Annotated in this window: 21 protein-coding genes; 1 reads left to right on the top strand and 20 read right to left on the bottom strand. The window is 35.0% G+C overall.

Features of this window, described 5'->3' with window-relative positions:
• Window positions 1-7 precede the first annotated feature (7 nt).
• From HMPREF0873_RS01550 to cobU, 9 genes are all read right to left on the bottom strand, one after another.
• Window positions 8-1,081: a Xaa-Pro peptidase family protein gene (locus HMPREF0873_RS01550; protein ID WP_008713897.1), complete on the bottom strand. Its 1,074-nt coding sequence runs from the start codon at window positions 1,079-1,081 to the stop codon at window positions 8-10.
• 70 nt (window positions 1,082-1,151) lie between these two features.
• Window positions 1,152-1,850, bottom strand: a complete 699-nt coding sequence (locus HMPREF0873_RS01545) for a pseudouridine synthase (RefSeq protein WP_008713895.1) — start codon at window positions 1,848-1,850, stop codon at window positions 1,152-1,154.
• Window positions 1,850-2,488: an alpha-ribazole phosphatase gene (cobC, locus tag HMPREF0873_RS01540; RefSeq protein WP_004697091.1), complete on the bottom strand. Its 639-nt coding sequence runs from the start codon at window positions 2,486-2,488 to the stop codon at window positions 1,850-1,852. The genes HMPREF0873_RS01545 and cobC overlap by 1 nt, the downstream gene beginning before the upstream one ends.
• Window positions 2,489-2,495: 7 nt before the next feature.
• Window positions 2,496-3,626: a histidinol-phosphate transaminase gene (locus HMPREF0873_RS01535; RefSeq protein ID WP_008713893.1), complete on the bottom strand. Its 1,131-nt coding sequence runs from the start codon at window positions 3,624-3,626 to the stop codon at window positions 2,496-2,498.
• Between the two features lie 24 nt (window positions 3,627-3,650).
• Window positions 3,651-4,535, bottom strand: coding sequence for a GHMP kinase (locus tag HMPREF0873_RS01530; protein WP_008713891.1), 885 nt, complete (start codon window positions 4,533-4,535; stop codon window positions 3,651-3,653).
• A gap of 73 nt (window positions 4,536-4,608) precedes the next feature.
• Window positions 4,609-5,502 (bottom strand): adenosylcobinamide-GDP ribazoletransferase, encoded by an 894-nt coding sequence (gene cobS, locus HMPREF0873_RS01525; RefSeq protein WP_004695787.1) that lies wholly within the window; start codon window positions 5,500-5,502, stop codon window positions 4,609-4,611.
• The gene (cbiB, locus tag HMPREF0873_RS01520) at window positions 5,502-6,494 is read right to left on the bottom strand and encodes an adenosylcobinamide-phosphate synthase CbiB (RefSeq protein ID WP_004695785.1); all 993 of its coding nucleotides are present in this window, start codon (window positions 6,492-6,494) and stop codon (window positions 5,502-5,504) included. The genes cobS and cbiB overlap by 1 nt, the downstream gene beginning before the upstream one ends.
• 12 nt (window positions 6,495-6,506) lie before the next feature.
• Complete coding sequence (locus HMPREF0873_RS01515; protein ID WP_004695784.1) at window positions 6,507-8,024, bottom strand: cobyric acid synthase; 1,518 nt, start codon at window positions 8,022-8,024, stop codon at window positions 6,507-6,509.
• Window positions 8,017-8,595 (bottom strand): bifunctional adenosylcobinamide kinase/adenosylcobinamide-phosphate guanylyltransferase, encoded by a 579-nt coding sequence (gene cobU, locus HMPREF0873_RS01510; RefSeq protein ID WP_004695782.1) that lies wholly within the window; start codon window positions 8,593-8,595, stop codon window positions 8,017-8,019. Before cobU ends, HMPREF0873_RS01515 begins: the two co-directional genes overlap by 8 nt.
• A gap of 63 nt (window positions 8,596-8,658) precedes the next feature.
• Here cobU and HMPREF0873_RS01505 point away from each other — a divergent pair, with 63 nt between their 5' ends.
• A complete protein-coding gene (locus tag HMPREF0873_RS01505; RefSeq protein WP_004695781.1) occupies window positions 8,659-8,994 on the top strand; it encodes a hypothetical protein in 336 nt (111 codons plus the stop codon).
• A gap of 46 nt (window positions 8,995-9,040) precedes the next feature.
• Here HMPREF0873_RS01505 and HMPREF0873_RS01500 read toward each other — a convergent pair whose 3' ends face one another.
• The 11 genes from HMPREF0873_RS01500 to HMPREF0873_RS01450 form a co-directional block, all read right to left on the bottom strand.
• Complete coding sequence (locus tag HMPREF0873_RS01500) at window positions 9,041-9,556, bottom strand: cob(I)yrinic acid a,c-diamide adenosyltransferase (RefSeq protein WP_004695779.1); 516 nt, start codon at window positions 9,554-9,556, stop codon at window positions 9,041-9,043.
• A gap of 64 nt (window positions 9,557-9,620) precedes the next feature.
• A complete protein-coding gene (gene ndk, locus HMPREF0873_RS01495) occupies window positions 9,621-10,028 on the bottom strand; it encodes a nucleoside-diphosphate kinase (RefSeq protein WP_038125354.1) in 408 nt (135 codons plus the stop codon).
• 22 nt (window positions 10,029-10,050) lie between these two features.
• Window positions 10,051-10,926 (bottom strand): zinc metalloprotease HtpX, encoded by an 876-nt coding sequence (gene htpX, locus HMPREF0873_RS01490; protein WP_004695776.1) that lies wholly within the window; start codon window positions 10,924-10,926, stop codon window positions 10,051-10,053.
• Window positions 10,927-10,981: 55 nt separating this feature from the next.
• A complete protein-coding gene (gene thrB / locus HMPREF0873_RS01485) occupies window positions 10,982-11,896 on the bottom strand; it encodes a homoserine kinase (RefSeq protein WP_008713888.1) in 915 nt (304 codons plus the stop codon).
• Between the two features lie 2 nt (window positions 11,897-11,898).
• On the bottom strand, window positions 11,899-13,188 hold the full coding sequence (locus HMPREF0873_RS01480; RefSeq protein ID WP_004695772.1) for a homoserine dehydrogenase: 1,290 nt from the start codon (window positions 13,186-13,188) through the stop codon (window positions 11,899-11,901).
• Window positions 13,189-13,212: 24 nt separating this feature from the next.
• Entirely contained in the window at window positions 13,213-13,662 is a 450-nt protein-coding gene (locus tag HMPREF0873_RS01475; RefSeq protein WP_004695770.1) for an ACT domain-containing protein, read from the bottom strand.
• Between the two features lie 13 nt (window positions 13,663-13,675).
• Complete coding sequence (locus HMPREF0873_RS01470) at window positions 13,676-14,668, bottom strand: lysylphosphatidylglycerol synthase transmembrane domain-containing protein (protein WP_004695768.1); 993 nt, start codon at window positions 14,666-14,668, stop codon at window positions 13,676-13,678.
• Window positions 14,665-15,519: a ChbG/HpnK family deacetylase gene (locus HMPREF0873_RS01465; RefSeq protein WP_004695765.1), complete on the bottom strand. Its 855-nt coding sequence runs from the start codon at window positions 15,517-15,519 to the stop codon at window positions 14,665-14,667. The genes HMPREF0873_RS01470 and HMPREF0873_RS01465 overlap by 4 nt, the downstream gene beginning before the upstream one ends.
• 159 nt (window positions 15,520-15,678) lie before the next feature.
• Window positions 15,679-16,473: an RNA methyltransferase gene (locus HMPREF0873_RS01460; protein ID WP_004695763.1), complete on the bottom strand. Its 795-nt coding sequence runs from the start codon at window positions 16,471-16,473 to the stop codon at window positions 15,679-15,681.
• Window position 16,474: 1 nt separating this feature from the next.
• Window positions 16,475-18,220 carry an ABC transporter ATP-binding protein gene (locus tag HMPREF0873_RS01455; RefSeq protein WP_038125353.1) on the bottom strand — a complete coding sequence of 582 codons (1,746 nt, stop codon included), beginning with the start codon at window positions 18,218-18,220 and terminating at the stop codon, window positions 16,475-16,477.
• Window positions 18,207-19,934, bottom strand: coding sequence for an ABC transporter ATP-binding protein (locus tag HMPREF0873_RS01450; RefSeq protein ID WP_004695760.1), 1,728 nt, complete (start codon window positions 19,932-19,934; stop codon window positions 18,207-18,209). The genes HMPREF0873_RS01455 and HMPREF0873_RS01450 overlap by 14 nt, the downstream gene beginning before the upstream one ends.
• Between the last annotated feature and the right edge of the window lie 404 nt (window positions 19,935-20,338).

The following is a 20,338-nucleotide window of genomic DNA, read 5'->3' as shown; positions in this document are numbered from 1 at the left end:
TCTCCTTCTAAATACCTATTTCAATTAACTCTTTTGGACTATGTGTCAACACCTCATAGCCGTCAGATTTGACGATGACACTATCCTCTATTCTCAATCCGATAGTACCTGTTATATAAATGCCAGGTTCTACCGTAATGATCATATTTTCTGTAAATACCGTATCGGATTTAGTATTGGCTACTGGTTCTTCGTGAATCTCAAGACCTACGCCATGTCCAGTACCATGATTAAATTCCTTGGTATATCCATGTTCTTTAATATAATCACGACAAACTGCATCAAGTTCTTTACCAGTAATACCAGCCCGAACTGCAGCTACGCCACGTTTTTGTGCTTCTAAAACTATACCATACAGCTTCTTTTGTAATTCAGAGGCAGGCCCCATTACAATAGTTCTAGTCATATCAGAATGATAACCCTTATATACCGCACCAAAGTCAAAGGTAACAAAATCACCTGCTTCAATGACCTTATCACTGGCTACACCATGAGGCATACTAGAACGATTACCAGAAGCAACAATGGTTGCAAAGGAAGGTTCCTCTGATCCACGTTTTAACATTTCTGATTCTAATATAATGCGCGCTTCGTTTTCTGTCATCTCTACCTTTAGTTGTGGTAGCAAGGCAGCAAAAGCATCATCACCAATTTTAGCGGCTTTACGCAATAAGTCTAATTCGTCTTCACGCTTAACCGCACGTAGTTTTGCAAAATTGATAGATGTAAAATTAAAGCGTTCATCTAATGTATCACATAAAGTTTCATACGTATCCACAGGCATTTGTTTGCCTTCTATACCGAATAAACCTTCGTGAATATGATGTTCATTGAATATATCTACAAGAGTATCCATAACAGTTGTTTCATATTGAATAACTGTGTACCCTTCACATTGTTTTGTTGCTTGTTCAGTATATCTGAAATCAGTAATCATAAAGGCTTTATCTTGAGTAATGATAGCAAAGCCTGTAGTACCAGTAAAGCCTGCAAAATAATGTAGATTTATAGGGCTTATTAAAATGACGCCTGTTAATTCTTGCTCTTTAATATACTGTTGTAGCAGATTTAATCCATTCATAATCTTGCTCCTAGTCTATAAAGTACAATTAATCTTACCATAAAATACCTATATTGAATAGAATTTTATGCTATTTTTTAAAGCCCTCTATCTGTTCAACGGTCAATTCCATTGCAGAACCAACCTCTTCAATGCCACTTAAATCAATATGACCAATCGTAAGACGTTTCAAATATGTTACAGTACCACCTGCAGCACCAATCATGCGCTTAACTTGATGATACTTACCTTCTTCAATTGTTACATGTACTGAATGTAACGATACAAATTCAATTTCTGCCGGTTTACATTGCGTACCATCTCCAAGAAGAATTCCCTCTTTAATACGTTGTATACCTTCATCAGATAGCGTTCCTTCAAATTCTACGTAATAAACCTTAGGCACATGTTTATTACCATTGATGATAGAATGTCCCCACACACCATCATTAGTTAATAGTAAAAGTCCTTCTGTATCCTTATCTAATCTGCCTACTGGAACTACTCCCATTTTTATGAATTCTGGAGGGAGTAAATCCATAACAACAGGGTGACTAGAATCTTCTACGGCGGTAACATAGCCCTTTGGCTTATGAAATTTTACATAATATAGTTGAGTAGTACTAACAATCTTACCATCAACAGCAACTATATCAACATCAATATCAATATGAGTATCTTTTTTCGTTGTTATACTACCATTGATGGTAACCCTTCTATCTTTTATGATTTGATGGACTTCTTTTCGACTACCATAAGCTTTATTGGCTAATAATTTATCTAGTCGCATTATGCATGACCTTGTAATACATCTACGTGTGCTGTATCATTGAGCAAGTTTAAAATATTATGATCAAATTCTCCCATGCCATTATAGAATATACGATTTATTGCTGTATTACCTTGACTAAAATTCCAACAATGACTAATGGAAATATCTAATAATTTACACAATAATGTTCGTATAGTTCCACCATGACAAGCAATGAGAAGTGTTTCCTCCTCATTATTAACATTGATGAATTCCTCTAGACCTGCCCATGCACGGTCTTGTAAATTCTTAAAGCTTTCACCATTAGGAACCTTAACTAGATGTGGTCGCAAATACATTTCATCTATCAAACCAGGCCAACGATCTTCGATATCTGAAAATAACATAGCTTCCCAATCACCAAAATTAAGTTCTCGTAAGCGTTTATCTACCGTAATAGGAGTAGTACGTTCACCGCGAATGACTTCAGCTGTAACTAAAGCACGACTCAAATCACTAGATAATATGCGATCAAATTTAACATCTTTAAGAGCCTGACCACATGCCTTTGCTTGATTTAAACCATTTTCATTAAGTGGAACATCTGTGATGCCTTGGTATTTTCCCATTTTGTTCCAATCAGTTTCACCATGGCGCACAATATACAATGTTTTCATAGTCTTCCTATACTTTCAAAATATCTGTTAATTTTTCTACTAACTTAACATTAGTATCATGATCTTTTATTGCAACGCGAACCCATTGATTATTTAATCCCATATAAGAATCACAGTTGCGAACAATCATATTATATTTTTTAAGCGCTTCATTAATCGACTCTGCTGTTATTCCTTCTTGTTCAATGTGGAACAATATAAAATTAGCTGAAGGCGGATATACAGTAATACCATTTATAGTATCTAATGAGTTATACATAAAAAGTTGCTCTTCATGTAATACTTGTTTTGTTCGTTTCACATACTCTACATCATTCAAAGCCGCCTCTGTATAGGATTGAGCTAATGTGTTAACAGACCAAGTTGGAATAAAACTATTTAGTTGCTCAATGATAAGAGGATTGCTGAAAGCAGCACCAATTCGTAGCCCTGGCACGGCATAGAATTTTGTAAAAGAATGAACCACGATAATATTATCAAACTCGTTAACTAGGGAGCGCATGGAGTATTCATTATCTTGTAATGTGTCGTTACCAACAAAATCGATAAAGGACTCATCTATAACAAGTAAACTATTAGCATCTTTCAGCATGCTTGCAATAGTACGAATATGGTTCTTATCAAGTAACGTACCATCTGGATTATTGGGATTACCTAGAAATACAATAATACGACCATCTTGCCCTTTTAACTCGGCTGCAAAAGTTTCTAATGCTAAATAAGGAACCTCAAAATAAGGTTTTCCATGTTCATCTTCCCGTGGTCTATAATAAATATCGCGTACTGGAATTCTACTTGCTTCTAAAGCCGCTTTATATTCAGAAAAACCTGGTGCGGGAACAAAAGCGCCCGTATAGCCAGGTAACCGACAAATTGCATATAATAGCTCTGCCGCTCCATTGCCAACTACAATTTGATTTTTATTCATACCATAGATATCAGCAATGGCATTTAATATATCATCATTTGTAGCATCCGGATAATGTGATATATATCGCAATTGAGGTTCTAATGCAGATAAGCCACGTTGGCTAGGGCCTAGTGGATTGATATTAGCACTAAAGTCAATAACCTCATATGGTTCAATTCGTTGTTCATGGGCAAACTGAAAGATATTGCCCCCATGTATTTTAGACATACTATTCTCTTTCTATGAAATACTTTATCGTTTGATATAAGTTAATCCTTCATTCGTAGTTTCAACCGTATCTACATAGGATAATTGTGGCAACTTACGCAAAATCTCATTCTTACAATCATTAATACGACCATAATCAACGGGGAATAATAGTCCCATAATGGTTCCGCTATGAGCGATGATTGTTCCTACACTATTATAAGAATTACCTACATCGTGAAAGTCATATAAATTAGGTTTATATAAAATACGCTGATTGCCAAAGGCACTCAATGTAGCAGCTTGGCCAATAAGCTTTATATCATGCGTTGTAAGCCCCTGTTTAAACAAATCAAAGGATTCTTGTATAATAGATTCTTTTTCTAAAATTTTATTTTGTAAATCTGCTTGTTTATTAAAGCTAACTGTATCAATGCTACCGCCTTCGTCAAAAACGAGGATTTTTAAAGGTGGGCACATACCTAATGGCTTAGAGATAGTCCCTTTAATATAATCAAACTGAGTTACACCTTGATAAAAAGAGGCATCTGTAGGCTCTACAGATAGACAAATTTGCTCAAGTTCTTTTAATGATAAATCATAGTCCATGGCCAAAGCTGTAGCCATAGCTGTTACAGAAATATCTGCCGAACTTGAAGCCATGCCTTTTCCTTGTAGAATATCAGATCTTACATACACAGGCGGGCAAATTTGATTTTTATTTTTTTGTTGGACCAACTCTTGTACTAATTTACGAGCTTGTGCAGACTTTGGTTGAAGTGCACAAAATTCTTTAGAAAAAGGTTGTATTACATTACTCAATGCGTAGGAGTATCGATTAATTGGACATGTCACTAAAAATGACTGACCATCAATAGAACCTTGTAGAAATTCCCCACATGTACCTGGGGCTCTTACATAATAGGTCACATTAAACTCCTTTCACATCAAATAAAGTATACGTTCTAAAAATATTAAAACTTTGAAAATCAAAAATTTAGAGTTAGAACATAGTTGGATTATTAACTACCGTAGCTGATAGTATAGATAAAATTATGCTATATACCAGTATCAATAATACTTCAGTTACTTCCACAACAAATCCATATGTATCACCAGTAGTGCCACCTAACGCTTTTACAATATAGCGGTTTAATAATCGGTTAATAATATACGTAATAATCATGCTAACAATATTGATTTGGAAAATACCTATAGTAGCATATACTAACACACCTAATCCTACCAAATATCCTACATCAGGTGCTGATAAAATTGCATAAGCACCATATAAAAGTGTATATAATACTAAACCGATTAATAGTAATAGAATAGGCATAAAGAACGTAGATATGGTGTTATAAGTAATAACATGTTTAGGTGCTAAATTAGCAAATGCTGCCCCCATCCCCTGTTCTCTAGCATATGGATAGGATCGAATACTAAAAACCATAGACCAACGGCTCATTAAAGGCATCATAATGAGTGCCATAGGTATAAATTCAGCCGATGGAATCGAAGCTAATAATTGCCATTTCAAAAGTGTAACAAATACAAAAGCAACAACTCCAAAGGAGCCTATACGACTATCTTTCATGATTTCTAGTTTACGTTCTCTTTCACGGCCGGAAAACAAACCATCGCTTGTATCCATCAAACCATCAGCATGAAGGCCACCAGTTATTAAAAACTCAGCCACAACGATAATTAACATCAATGGCATAATCGGAATAAATGGCGATAATACGCCATATAATATAGCTAATATGAGACCAATAATAAGGCCCACATAAGGAAAGGCTACAACAGATTTACCAAAGTCCTCTACAGACCATTCAGTTTGATTTACAATTTTTAAACGCGTTAAAAATTGTAGTGCTATAAAAAAAGGTGTCATTATACATTCATCCCATAGGTAATGACTGTACTAATGATAACCATTAGTATAGTCGTAACATACATCATATAAATTGTTCGAGTAATATGGTTACGGTTTAGCTTTTCAATAGGATCCCCCATATATTCACGGAAGGTCATTTTTTTGAAATACTGATTGTAACCACCTAAACGGATATGTAAGGCCCCTGCCACAGGTGCTTCTGCATACCCCCCATTAGGACTAGGATGTTTTTTTGCATCACGTAAACCGATTTCTATTGCCTTTTTAGCATCAAAGCGTAAAAAGAATGCAGAAATTACAAATAATACAAAGGTAATTCGGGCAGGAATCCAATTTAATATGTCATCAAAGCGTGCAGCTACGCGACCAAAGTACAAGTACTTTTGATTCTTATAGCCTAACATAGAATCCATAGTATTAGCAGTTCTATAAAGAATAGCCCCCATAGGGCCACCGATAATAAAAAAGAAAAAAGGTGCAATAATACCATCTACCGTATTTTCCGCAATCGTTTCTACTGTAGCCCGAGTGATTTCGCTTTCATCTAAGTCTTCCGTATCTCGTCCCACAATCCATGATAAACGTTTGCGAGCATCTACAATATTACCTTGTTTTATTAACTGACTAATGGTAAAACCTGCGCCAGCCAATGAACGTGGAGAAATGGCAATGTAGAGGATCACTACTTCGAAAGCATAGTATACCCATTCGTCTACTACTCCACCTAGCCATAACAATAAAGATACTATGATATATACCGATATAAGAATTAAACCTACTGCAATACCACCGTACCACAATTTCTTCGTATCATTATCAGTGTCTTTATAAAGAACGGCTTCAAAAAAAGATATTATACGTCCAATAATGGCCACTGGATGATATTTACTATTGGGATCTCCAATAATTAAATCCAATAAAAATGCTAAAACTGGTATGCACACAAAGTTATACTTTGAAAACCAGTGAAAAATTGCTAAATGTTCCATATATCTCCTCTACTATCCCAAGGTAGACATAATATAATCCATATCTAGATGTTCCTCCACAATATCAGCTAAGCGATTATATGCCGCATTTTTATGGTCAAAATAATGGAATACTACATCTAATGGTTGTAATCCCTTGCGTTCACGTAATTGATTGATAATAAAACGTCTAAACTCGTCATTATCAAATACACCGTGAATATATGTACCCATTACTTGATGATTACCATCAATAAAACCATCAATAACATTGACAGCCTCTTCACTGCGACTTGTAATTGTAAAGCAACGAGACACCGAATCTGCTAGTGGCGTAGTATCCCCCATATGAATTTCATAGCCTACTAATTTTTCACCCCTGAAAGTACCATTTAAAAACTGTAAATTAGATACATTGAATTGTACTTGATGGGTAGTTTTTTGAGCCTTCATAGTCGTGGAGGATTCAACAAGGCCAAGTCCTTCAATTTCCTCGATATCACCTTCCATATGATGCGGATCATAAATAGTTTTACCTAACATTTGGTTACCGCCACAAACACCGATAATAGGTGTACCTTGAGCAGCCAATTTTTTGATTTCATCAGCAAAGCCTGTATCACGTAAATATGTTAAGTCAGCCAATGTATTTTTAGAACCAGGTAATATAATTAAATCTGGCGTACCGATAACATCTCCAGGGCCTACAAAACGGACAGATACATCTGGCTCATAATTAAGTGCATCAAAGTCTGTAAAATTAGAGATTTTAGGTGTTTGCATAACTACGACCTGAATATCTTTAGTACCACTATTGCGTTTGTTCTCTAATGCAACAGAATCTTCTTCATCAATATCGAGGTTCTCAATGGCAGGAATAACACCTACCACTTTTTTACCTGTTTTTTCTTCAATAAATGTAAGAGCTGGTTCTAATAGTTTGATATCACCACGGAATTTATTGATAACGATACCTTTAATAAGATCGCGTTCTTCTGGTTCTAATAATTCTAAGGTACCAACAATGGACGCAATAGCACCACCTCGGTCAATATCTGCAATGAGAAAAACTGGAGCTTGAGTCATCTTGGCAATACGCATATTTACAATATCATTTGCTTTTAAGTTAACTTCTGCAGGACTACCGGCACCTTCGATAACCATCATATCAAAATTTGAGTCTAAGAAATCAATAGATTCTTTAACCTTATCTAAAGCGGTTAGTGAATATTTTGTATGATATTCTTTGGCACTATATACGCCAACAGGTTTCCCCATCAATACAACTTGAGACGATTGATTTCCTGTAGGTTTTAATAACACAGGATTCATTTGAACAATTGGATCAATACCAGCGGCTTCGGCTTGAGCGACTTGAGCACGGCCAATTTCATCGCCCCATTTTGTCACATAAGAATTGAGGGCCATATTTTGTGCTTTAAAAGGAACGGTCTTAAAACCTTTTCTATAAAAAATACGGCATAATGCAGTACAAAGAATACTTTTACCTACATTAGAACTCGTTCCTTGAAACATGATTTTCTTAGCCATTTATATGAACCTCCTGTGATTTCAATTCAATGGTAACACCACTAATTGTTAAATAGAGTTTATCTGCAACAGAAGCTACTGCTCGATTCACACGACCAGCAATATCTCTAAAATATCTAGCCAGTTTATTATCCGGCACAATACCTAACCCAATTTCATTGGTCACAAATATAACTGTTTTACCTTCACATGATTGTATCGAGTCTAATAAAGTGTCTAATTCTGAAAGTATTGTCTGTTCTAATCTATTAGCATCTTCTTGACCACGAATGGAGCCATAAGCCATCATGTGATTGGTAGTGAACATGGTTAAACAATCTATAAGAATTACATCTGCTGATTGACTGATATTTTCCCATTCATCAGCTAAATGTAAAGGTACTTCAAAATTATTCCATATTTTTCCTCGTCGCTCTTGATGTTTTTTGATGCGATCCACCATTTCCTCATCAAAAGCTTGGCCCGTAGCTACATAAGCTTTTGGCCCCTTTGTAGCCAATGCTAAACGTTCAGCAAATTCACTTTTTCCACTGCGTGCCCCACCGGAACACAATATAATTTGTGATTTCATAATGCACCTATACAAGAATTTATAATTTCAGTATCATTATAAGTATAACAAAGGAGCGATACTATGGAAATTATGAATATGAAACTAAAAATGATGGCTACGCTATGGGATAATACATATCGTGTTGCCATCGATGACGGACAAGGTAAATATATTGGTACTGCACGAGTAGTAGTGAATGTTCCTCTACCACCAGAAGCTTTACCTGAAAATGCACCGCAAGTTGAAGCACAACTATTAGTATTAGTTGAAGACTTTGATTTCGGCGCTGATAAAATTATAAACTTTGAAACAACATTAGCCAATTTATTAAGAGAAAAATTCCGTTATGAAATTCCTCATATCTTCTTTTACTATCCTAGCCCTCAAGATGTTTTAAACCAAACAATTTCACAATAGGTCTATAACGAGCAAAAAGCTATGTAAAATACATAGCTTTTTTTGTTTATTCAGCTCCAAGTTCTTCCTCTACACGACACAAGATAAAGCAAAGGTCGGATAGACGATTTAAGTATTTTAAATTAGATTCGTGAACACTTTCACCAGCGTCTAATACTCGCCATAAAGCGCGTTCCGCACGTCGAGTAATCGTTCTAGCTACATGTAAATAAGCAGAAGATTGTTTTTCACCGGGAATGACAAAACTAGATAAAGGTTCTAACTTTGCATCAAAGCGATCAATAACTTTTTCTAAATGCTTTACATATTGCTCAGTAATTACCGGAGCAGTATTTAAACTTGCAATATCAGCCATTAATGTCCATAAGTTTCGCTCAATATCGTATAATTCAGCAGCAACACGTGGATTTTCAGCATAAGCGCGAGCCAATCCTAAAAAAGCTTGTAATTCATCGATTGTACCATAAGCTTCTACGCGTAAAGATGATTTCTGTACACGTTCTCCCGTGTATAAACCAGTTGTACCAGCATCACCTGTTTTTGTATAAACACTACTTGCCATATGATTACCTCCTATAGATATACATGGATGTAGAAATAAAAGCTAAATGATCCCAACCTTGAGATTATTTGTATTCAGGGAACCAAAGATGAATTTCACGAGCAGCAGCTTCTGGAGAATCAGAAGCATGTACTACGTTAGCATCCATTGTTAGGGCATAGTCACCACGAATACTACCAGGGGCAGCATCTACAGGATTTGTTGCTCCGTTTAAAGCACGTACGGATACAATTGCGTTCTCACCAGCTAACACAAAAGCAAGAACTGGGCCTGATGTAATAAAATCAACTAATTCACCAAAGAATGGCTTTTCCTTATGTTCTGCATAGTGTTCTTCCGCTAATTCACGAGGTACTTGTAAGAGTTTTAATGATTTAATAACAAGGCCTTTACGTTCATAACGGCTAAGGATTTCACCACTTAATTGACGTTTAACTGCATCTGGTTTAATTAAAACTAATGTTTCTTGCATGATACCCTCCAGTAGATACTAATTATAATATTACCTTTTCTTTATACTTTGGATTCATAGCTTGTTTCTTTAACTTTTGAATACGTTCTTCCGTGCGAGGATGTGTACTAAAAAGATTGCTCAAGCTTTCACCAATTCCCATCATAGGGTTAATAATAAACATATGGGCTGTAGCATTACTTGCATTAGGCAATGCACCATGTTTAGAGTAGTAGTCAATTTTTGCAAGTGCAGAAGCCAGTGCTAATGGGTTGCGACACATATCTCCGCCTCCCTCATCAGCTAAAAACTCACGAGTACGGGAAATACTCATCTGAATAAGACCAGCTGCGATAGGTGCAATAATGATCGTACCAAGAAGCGCCAAAGGGTTAGTGCCTTCTCGATCATCGGAGCGCCCAAATATGGCAGTGAATTGAAGTATATTGGCTATCATAGAAATAGCACCAGCCATCATAGCTGCAATTGTACTAATCAATGTATCTCGATTCTTAACATGTGTTAATTCATGTGCAAGCACACCTTCTAATTCTTCATCAGTTAATAGACGTTGGATACCTTCTGTAACAGCAACTGCTGCATGACTAGGATTTCTACCTGTTGCAAATGCATTCGGTACTTCACTGGGAATGATATAAACCTTTGGCATTGGTAAATTACCATTTTTAGTCAATTTCTCTACCATTGCATATAGTTTTGGATTAGACTGTGCAGTAACAGGTTGAGCATTGTATTGGGCTAAAACGATTTTATCGCTGTACCAATAAGACATAAAATTCATACCCATGGATATGACAAACATCATAATCATACCGCTTCTGCCGCCAATCATATCACCAATAACCACTAAAATGGCCGTTAGCGTAGCTAACAAAAGTGTTGTTTTTATATTGTTCATAGTTTCCTCCAATTATTGTTATGGACTATGCCTAACACTATAATTATACCATAAACTATATAATTAACGCTCCAGTTGTATCAGCTTCTAAGCAATATATTTTATTTTCAATCTCATTTGCTGTGAATACAGCCCCCATAGCCTTTGCTACCTCTTGTACATGAGCTTTATCAACATATGCAATTAGAGTAGAACCCGATCCACTGATAGTTGCACCGTAAGCTCCAGCAACTTTTGCGACTTCAAAAACTTCATCACAATGAGGAATCAATGTCTTACGATAAGGTACATGCAAGTTGTCATCTAAGGCAACAGATAAATTACTTAATTGATGCGTAATTAAGCTTGTTACAAATAATGAAGCATGACTTACATTTTGTACAGCTTCTTTGAATGGAATATGATTTGGTAGCACAGAACGAGCATACTCAGTAGATACCATGACTTCTGGTACTACAACAGCAAAATGTAGCTCCGGAGGAATAGAAATGACCGTGTTTAGTACCTTATTTTTTAAACCTGTAGCACAACATAAATTTCCGTAAATAGCTGGCGCTACATTATCTGGATGACCTTCCATACGATTTGCTATAACCAGTAACTCTTCTTTTGAAAGTGGATGCTTTACTAATGCGTTCGCCAGTAAAAGTCCCCCTACTATAGCCGTACTACTACTACCTAGTCCACGAGAGGGAGGAATCAAGGTTTCAGAAGTTATATGACCATATCGAATTGGTTCTTGAGCAGTAGCAAAAACTTGATCCATAGCGAAACCAATTAGATTCTTTTTAGGATCTTCAGCGCGTAAAATATCTGCACCAAAACCTTCAAAAGTATATGTATATTCTGTAGCATTTTCATCTGGTGTAAAGCTGAATATATTATAAAGATTTAGTGCTAATCCTAAGCAATCAAAACCTGGGCCACAGTTTGCACTAGTGGCAGGTACTTGTACACGAACAGTATTCATAATTAAGCTTCCATAATACGAATAACACTATTAACAGCCTTAACGGAGCGCAAGCTATTAAAAGAGTCTATAAGATTTAAAATATAAGATCTTGGGCATTTAGATGTAACAATGGCAAGAACTGCAGTTTCTGGATCCATATTTCGTTGAACGATGGATAAAACAGAAATTTTTTGTTCTGCTAATTTTGCAGAGATTTTTGCTAGAACACCTGTTTTATTATCCACTGCTAAACGCAAGTAGTAGCTAGATTGGATTTTACCTGGAGAATAAATATCTTTTTGATCATAATAGAACGGTTTCAAGCGCCCTGTTTCATTATAAGAGACATTCTTTGCCACTTCCATTATGTCAGATACTACAGAACTACCTGTCGGTAAGCTACCTGCACCACGACCATATAGCATGACATCATCGATACCATTGCCCTTAACATAAATTGCATTGTAGGATCCTCGAACAGATGCTAATGGATGTGTCGTAGGAATAAATGCAGGATATACATTTAAAGATAATCCTTGAGCAGTTTCTTTAGCAATACCTAATAATTTAATATTGTAACCAAACTCTTTCCCAAATTTTATATCTTCAGTATCAATACAAGTAATACCTTCTACAGTTACATCTTCAAAGAAAATACGACGGTTAAAGCTAATAGATGCAAGGATTGCCAATTTACGAGCTGCATCAAGGCCTTCTACATCAGCTGTAGGATCTGCCTCTGCATATCCTAAATCTTGTGCTTCTTTTAATACATCTTGGTAGCTTAAACCTTCTTCAGACATTTTAGTCAAAATAAAGTTTGTAGTACCATTCATAATACCAATGATTTCAGTAATACGATTACCGGCTAACGATTCATATAATGTGCGGATTATAGGAATACCACCTAGAACAGATGCTTCAAAACGTAGATCTACCCCATTTTTACTCGCTAAGTCTAATAAGTATGGACCAGCTTCTGCTAATAAGTCTTTATTGGCAGTTACCACATTCTTCTTAGCTTTTAAAGCTCCTTCTACGCAATCCTTAGCAAAGCTTGTACCACCCATCAATTCCACTACCATTTGGATGGAATCGTCTTTTAACACTTCATCAATATCAGTTACATATTTAGCTGTTTCTGGTAATGTAATATGACTATATTTTTCTGGATTTCGTACATAAATTTTTGAAATTTCAACATTGACACCTGTACGATTTTTAATTAATTCAGCATTGTCTTGCAATAAGTTAAAAGTACCTTGTGCAACAGTACCAAAACCTAATAAAGCAATTTTTATAGTGGTCATAATCGTCCTACTCTCTTAATTAGCCTATGCTTGGCCTAAAATTTCTACCTTGATAATACCCTTCATAGAGCGAATATCTAGCAATAAATCTTCTAATGAACCTTGTAAATCCTTGGTTTCAAAAGAAATGCTACTATTCGCAATGCCTTGTAATGGAATATCTTGATTAATCGTTAAAATACTACCGTTACGTTCAGCAATGGCTTTCAAAACGCTTGATAACATACCAGATTCATTTGACATAGAAACATAAATACTAACAATTTTCCCTTGAGCAATTTCAAAAAATGGAAAAACATAATCCTTGTATTTATAATACGCAGATCGACTTAAATCCATTTTTTCAACTGCTTCGTTAATTGTTTTAACCTCACCTAGTTTTAGAATTTCTTTTACTTTTATCGTCTTTTTTATAGCCTCTGGTAAAATATCTTCTTGAACCAGATAAAATTTATCTTTTTTTGGTTTAGACATAGAGCACACTCCCTTATTGTTCTCTTGAAGTTTCTTGGGCAACGAATTGTCGTCCATATAATGTTAATACTGCATACATACCGATGAAGAATGGCATATATTCAGCCACAACACGCCATCCTACAGCGATGATGCCCACTGTTCCATTAGGTACAAAGGCACTAAATAATACTACAAATAGACCTTCTGCAATGCCTGTTCCCCCTGGGGTTGGTGCAAAATACAAAATAAGATTTAATAAAATCATGCGATCTAAAATATCGATAATAGGAATATCTGGTGTGAAAGCATACATTAAAGCGGGTGCAATACAATATAAGCATAATAAACTCAAACCAGATTCAATAAAAACTATTAAAGATTGGACAGGTTGTTTATAAAGTAAACCAAGACCTTGATTTAATGTTTCTAATTTAGAAAGCCAATCTTTAGTGTTATGTGCTTTAAATCGTTGTGCTAGATTATAGACAAATTGACGCATATATTTAGTCTGTAATATATAAGTTCCCACTAAGGCCGCTATAACAGCAAGCACGGCAAAAATCAAAAGCATATCACGAGAGATATATGGAATTTCAATAGCATCTCGTAAGAATACTAATGGCAGCATAATGACCAAAAACATAATGGAAAATACGGTACGTATTAATACAATCGGTGTACCTTTAGATATAGGTACGCCATAACTTCTCAACACCAGTACTTGCGCGACAGCACCCCCGCTAGCTCCAGGTGTCAACATAGCCATAAAATAATTACTAAAAATAACTCGTAGCACTGCTCGTATCGATAACTTGTAACCACCAATTTTTACGAGCCTTTGAAGTCGTAATCCATCAAAATACATACCTGCTACTAAAGCAACTACAGCTAATAATAAGGAAATACTATTAAAAGATGATATGGCTTTCAATGCATCTAAATCAATAGTATAGTAAATGATACCAATTGATACAGCCAACAACAAGAGAAACATAAAGATGCCTCTCTTCATCATTTTACTCATACCAAGTCTCCATAATTAATGAGCTCTATATCATGTTGACTTATATATAATCGCGTATGACTGGAACAGAGTGCTTGCAACTCATCTTCCCAATGATAACCCCAATTATAAAGCTTACTAAGAATACTACTATTACTACCTGGGTGAACCATCAATTCATGGGTACCAGAATGTTTATTTACCGCTTTTAGGATACCCATTAGAGATTTCTGATTTATATGGCCTCCATTTACCATGCCCCAAAAATATTGGGTTGTAGTCATACAATTATTTCGTATGATTGGTCGCGCATTAGCCGCAACCGTTGATAAACCAACTTTACCAAGAAATCGAATTGGGGAATACATATAATTCATAAAACCAGTAGACTCATCGGGTATACGTATAGCATGTATACCAAAGGATTTTGCCTGTTCAATCACAATTGGCAATACCGTTGGTAGAACATGCATATGTTGATGTCCATCAATATGAGTTACCCTTAAGCCGGTATCCATTATTTGAGCTATTTGTCCATGAATCTCTTTACGTAATTCACTATAATTGATTTTGCCAGAGTAAATACGTTTAATAAATTCTACATAGTTCTCTGGAAATACACCTTCTGGTGTGAGAAGTGATGAAACTTCTGATGGATCACATACTGGTTTCACCCCACCTACCAAGGTAATATGAATACCAATGCCCAACTTAGGGTTTTGTTTTGCCATACTTACGGCTTCTGTAAAAGCTTCTCCTCCTGCCATTAAAGAGGTACTGGTAATAATACCCCTACGATGACCATCAATAATACCAGCATTAACTGCACTATGAAGGCCAAAATCGTCTGCATTTACAATTAATTTGGACATAGTTATCTTCCTTTTCATGAAAAAAAGGGAGAACTTTGTTCTCCCACAAAGGATATATGTTATTGTACCAAATACACAACTAAAAAATCAATACAAAAGCCCTCTACTTGTATACTAGTAGAGGACTTTTTATAAGGTCATAAATTTTTATCATATATACTAAGGCATCAATTGTTCTTGTACTTTATACATACATAATGCAGCAGCTACGCTTACATTTAAGGATTCCATATCACCATACATAGGAATCATAATACGATTTGTACATAGATTCATAACCTCTGGTGTTACGCCATTCCCTTCGTTTCCTAATACTAGCATAGTTCGCTTAGCATAACGTACAGTATGATAAGGATTGGAATGTTCTAAAGCAGTTACATAGGTAGTCATATTAGACTCAGTTACCATATCATGTAACAGAGATAAGGTAATATCCTCATATAAAGGTATTTTATGTAAGGCGCTCATAGTACTGCGCACTGTCTTGTCATTAAAAGGGTCCACAGTTCCTTTCATCAAAAATATACCTTTTACACCTGCTGCAACTGCTGTACGAATTATGGTACCTAGATTGCCAGGATCTTGAACTCCATCTAATGTAATATATAAGCCATCATCAATGTGAATGCTTTCCATATCGTATTTTGGTTTTGATACAATAGCAACTACACCTTGTCCATTTACGGTATTATCCACCTTATCAAATATTGGATCTTGTGCAATAAATTTAGGTACAAATTGAACAGTATCTAAGTCTAATAAATCTAATACATGTTTATCTTGCGCTTTAGATTCACGTATAACAATTGTTTTTACTGCCCCCATAGCTGCAATATCTCGAATAGATCGAATACCTTCAACAATGTACTCTCCATATTTTTGGCGATTTTTACGCTGCCCTAATGAGATAATTCGCTTAATGGTCTTATTATCTTTAGATTGGATACATTCCATACTAACTCCCACTGTGTTGATTATTCCAGAGATTATAAAAGGTCCCTTTTAAGTTGATAAGTTCATCAAAAGATCCTATTTCTATTATTTTACCATATTCCATATACACTATTTTATTGGCATCTTTTACTGTTGAAAGGCGATGAGCAATACTTACAATTGTTTTACTACCTCGAATATTTTCAATACTTGCTTGAATTTGCTTCTCCGTATGACTATCAATGTTAGCCGTTGCTTCATCTAACAATAGAATAGGTGTTTTTTTAATCAAGGTACGGCCAAAAGCCAACAATTGCTTTTGCCCATCAGATAGTAAGGAGCCTAAATAACCAACCGGTGTGTCATACCCTTCCGGAAGGTGTTCAATCATAGAATGCAAGTTAACTTGTTTTGCTGCATTGACCATATCCTCATTAGAAATTGATGTATCAAAAAGTGTTAAATTATCTCTAATGGAACCCTTAAATAGATAAGCTTGCTGAAAAACATATCCCATTAAATGACGAAGTACAGAACTATCATATTGGGCAATATTTATACCGTTAATATAGATAGCCCCTCTTGTTGGTTTGTAGATTCCCATCAACAATGACAAAAGTGTTGATTTACCACTACCAGAAGGCCCTACAATACCTATGAATTCTCCAGCTTTAATAGTGAATGTAAAGTCCTCTAGCGCATAAACGTCGTTATTTTCATAGGAAAACCATACATGCTCGAATTCAATCGTCTCTATATATTTAAATTCATCAGGAACTTCATTAGCCATCTGACGCTCTTCTTCCTCTAATAAGGGAACTAATCTTTCAGCACCAGCTAATGCGCTTTGTAGAGAGTTATATTTATCTGCAATTTCCTTTAATGGTTGGAAGAATCGGTCCATATATTGTATAAAGGCAAATACTGTACCAGCATCAGCTACGGAGTCTATTAAATTCGTAGTTGTAAAAATAACAATTAACGCAACAAAGAATAGACTATCTACGAGCGGTCTAAAAATAGAAAATGTGGTAACCTCAAAAAGACCTGCTTCTAAGAAACCTTTATTAACAGTATTATAACGTTCCTCAATTGCTCTTTCGCCACCATAGGATTTTACGATTACAATATAATTTAACAGTTCCTTGATGCTTGCATTAGAAGCAGCTACAGAACGTCTTACCTGACGGAATGCTTTGCGAGAAAACTTTTGAAACACCCAAATAATTCCACCCATTATAGGTAGTAAAATTGTCATGATTATTGCTAAAGGTACATTAATGGCATACATAAATCCTAATATACCAATAATCATTAAACCGCTACTTGCCAAATTCAGAATTACATCTGTATATAATGTACGTAATGACTCTACATCATTAGTAATGCGAGTTACCCAATTCCCAATTGGCAACTTATAGAACTCATCATGTGGTTTATTAAGAATCTTTTGGAATATAATACTACGAATATTATAGATAATTTTTTGACCAAAACTTTTTAAAAAGTAATTCTCTACAAAGATAAACAATACACTACCAATTATAGTAAAGCCATACATTAAAGCATAGTATTCAATAACAGCGATATCATTAGTGGCAAATCCAAGATCGATAACTTGCTTAGTTAAATATGGGCGTAAAAGTAATAGTACTAAATTTCCTGCGAGCGCAACCGTTGCTAAAAATAGAATACCTAAATAAGGCTTAATGTAGCCAGTTATATAGGAGAATAGAGCCCAGTCATTTCTTAGATCACGCTTCTTCATGATGGCCCCCTCCATTCTGCGCTTCATATAAGGTACGGTATAAACCATTGTTACCTAATAATTCTTCATGAGTACCTTCTTCTACGATACGCCCCTCATCAAATACTAGTATTTTATCTGCTTTCTCTACAACCTCTAATCGTTGTGAAATACATAGAATCGTCTGATCTTTTACATTATGTAATGAATTTAATATGGTTGTAACTGTTACTGCATCTAAAGCGGAAAAACAATCATCTAGCAATACATATGGCGCATTTTTATAAAAGCCGCGAGCCATATTGATTCGCTGCTTCTGTCCACCTGATAAATCATGACCTTCTTCAGCAAGCTCATGTAAATCATCGTTTAACAAATCGCCTAAATCTCTATATAAGTCTGCCTTTTGTGCTGCCAACTCTACAGTTTCATGCATGGATAAATCTTTACCAAATTTAATATTATCAGCAATGGTCGTACTTAATAGGTAAGATTGTGTCGGCACATAAGCAATTGAGTTTCTAAGCTTTGATAAAGAAACAGTAGCTAAATCTTGACTGCCAAAATAAATAGATTTTTCCGGACACTCTTGTAATCCAATAAGCAATTTAAACAATGTACTTTTGCCAGAACCGGGTTTACCAACTAAACCAATAAAAGAACCTTTTGGTATTGTCGTTGTCAACTGAGATAATGCATGCCCTTTAGAGTTTTCATAAGTAAAATCTAAGTATCGAATATGAATATCCTCAAGCGGCAGTACTTCATCGGTATCATCTATTGTTTCTGTAGGCAAATGTAAGAAATCCATAATACGATCTAAAGAAGCAAGACCTTTTTGTACAATAGAAATAAGGCCACCAAACCCTATTAAAGGTCCCACAATTAACATTATGAATGAATTAATAGTAACAAATTCGCCTATAGTCATTTTGCCTTCTACAGCTAAATGTCCACAAATAAAAATACTAATACTGATACAAATAAAGGGTGCAATTCTTGTCAACGGTGTTAATATTGCATCTAGTAGTGCAACATCCATATTCTTCTTATAATTAAGTTTATTTATTTTTTCAAAAGAATTAGAGATAATGCTTTCACGATTAAAAGCGCGAATAACATCCATCCCTTGAAATAACTCTTGTCCAAACTCTGTTAAATCGCTATAAGTAGCTTGTGCACTACGTTGTTTAATACGTAGCTTTCTGCCTAGTACAAATATAGCCACAATAATTAAGAATACAGGTGTCATAATTTTAAAAGCTAATACAGTATTAATCTTTTGAATTAAAATTATGGAGCCCACAATGGAATAGAAAATAATATCCACTATAATCATTACACCTAGACCAAGGGCAACACGTAGCGATGTTACATCGTTAGTCATGAGCGCCATAACCTTACCAGGTCCATTAGCCTCATAGTACGTTGTTTTTACTTGTAATGCTTTACTACACAAAATCTCACGAAAAAGATACTCCATGCGACGAATAGAGCCTAATAGGGTTCTGCGTGAGATAACTTTTAAAATAGTGATAATAATAAATAATAAAATGAAATAAAAAATATAAGTGACTAACCCTTCCTTATTATTGCTCAACGTATCTATAGCATTACCAATAAATTGAGGAACAAATAAAAAAGCCACGTCAATTGCCATCAACATAGTTAAGCCAATGGCATAGATCCAGCCTTCACGCCGGAAAAACTGCATAAATAAATCTATTGGTTTCATAGGTCCTCTCTAACATATCCTATTAAGTCTAATCAAAATCATTGCCTATATAATTACTAGTATCATTATATTGTAAATGAATTTAAATCAATACTGTAAAAGCTAAATCAACAAATTTTATTACGTTAACTTTTCTCTTTATAGTATACACATTTTTTATGATACATTAATACACCTATACGTATAACAGTTAGATTAAATATTTTATTACAGTAGTAGTTCTATTTCATCAATATTAATATTAGTTAAATGGCCTCTTTAAATTTTTACAGTAATCAATCGTAACGATCTTTTTAATTAATACTATATCGAATTTTTTAGTTTACTTATGGTAATGTAAATGTTATACTATGCATATAAAGAAATTATATTTTACATAATTAGAATTAAAACTCTTAGGAGGA

The sequence above is a fragment of the Veillonella sp. 3_1_44 genome, assembly GCF_000163715.1.
In the GTDB taxonomy this organism is placed as follows: Bacteria; Bacillota; Negativicutes; order Veillonellales; family Veillonellaceae; genus Veillonella; species Veillonella parvula_A.
This window is presented reverse-complemented; position numbering and strand designations above follow the sequence as displayed.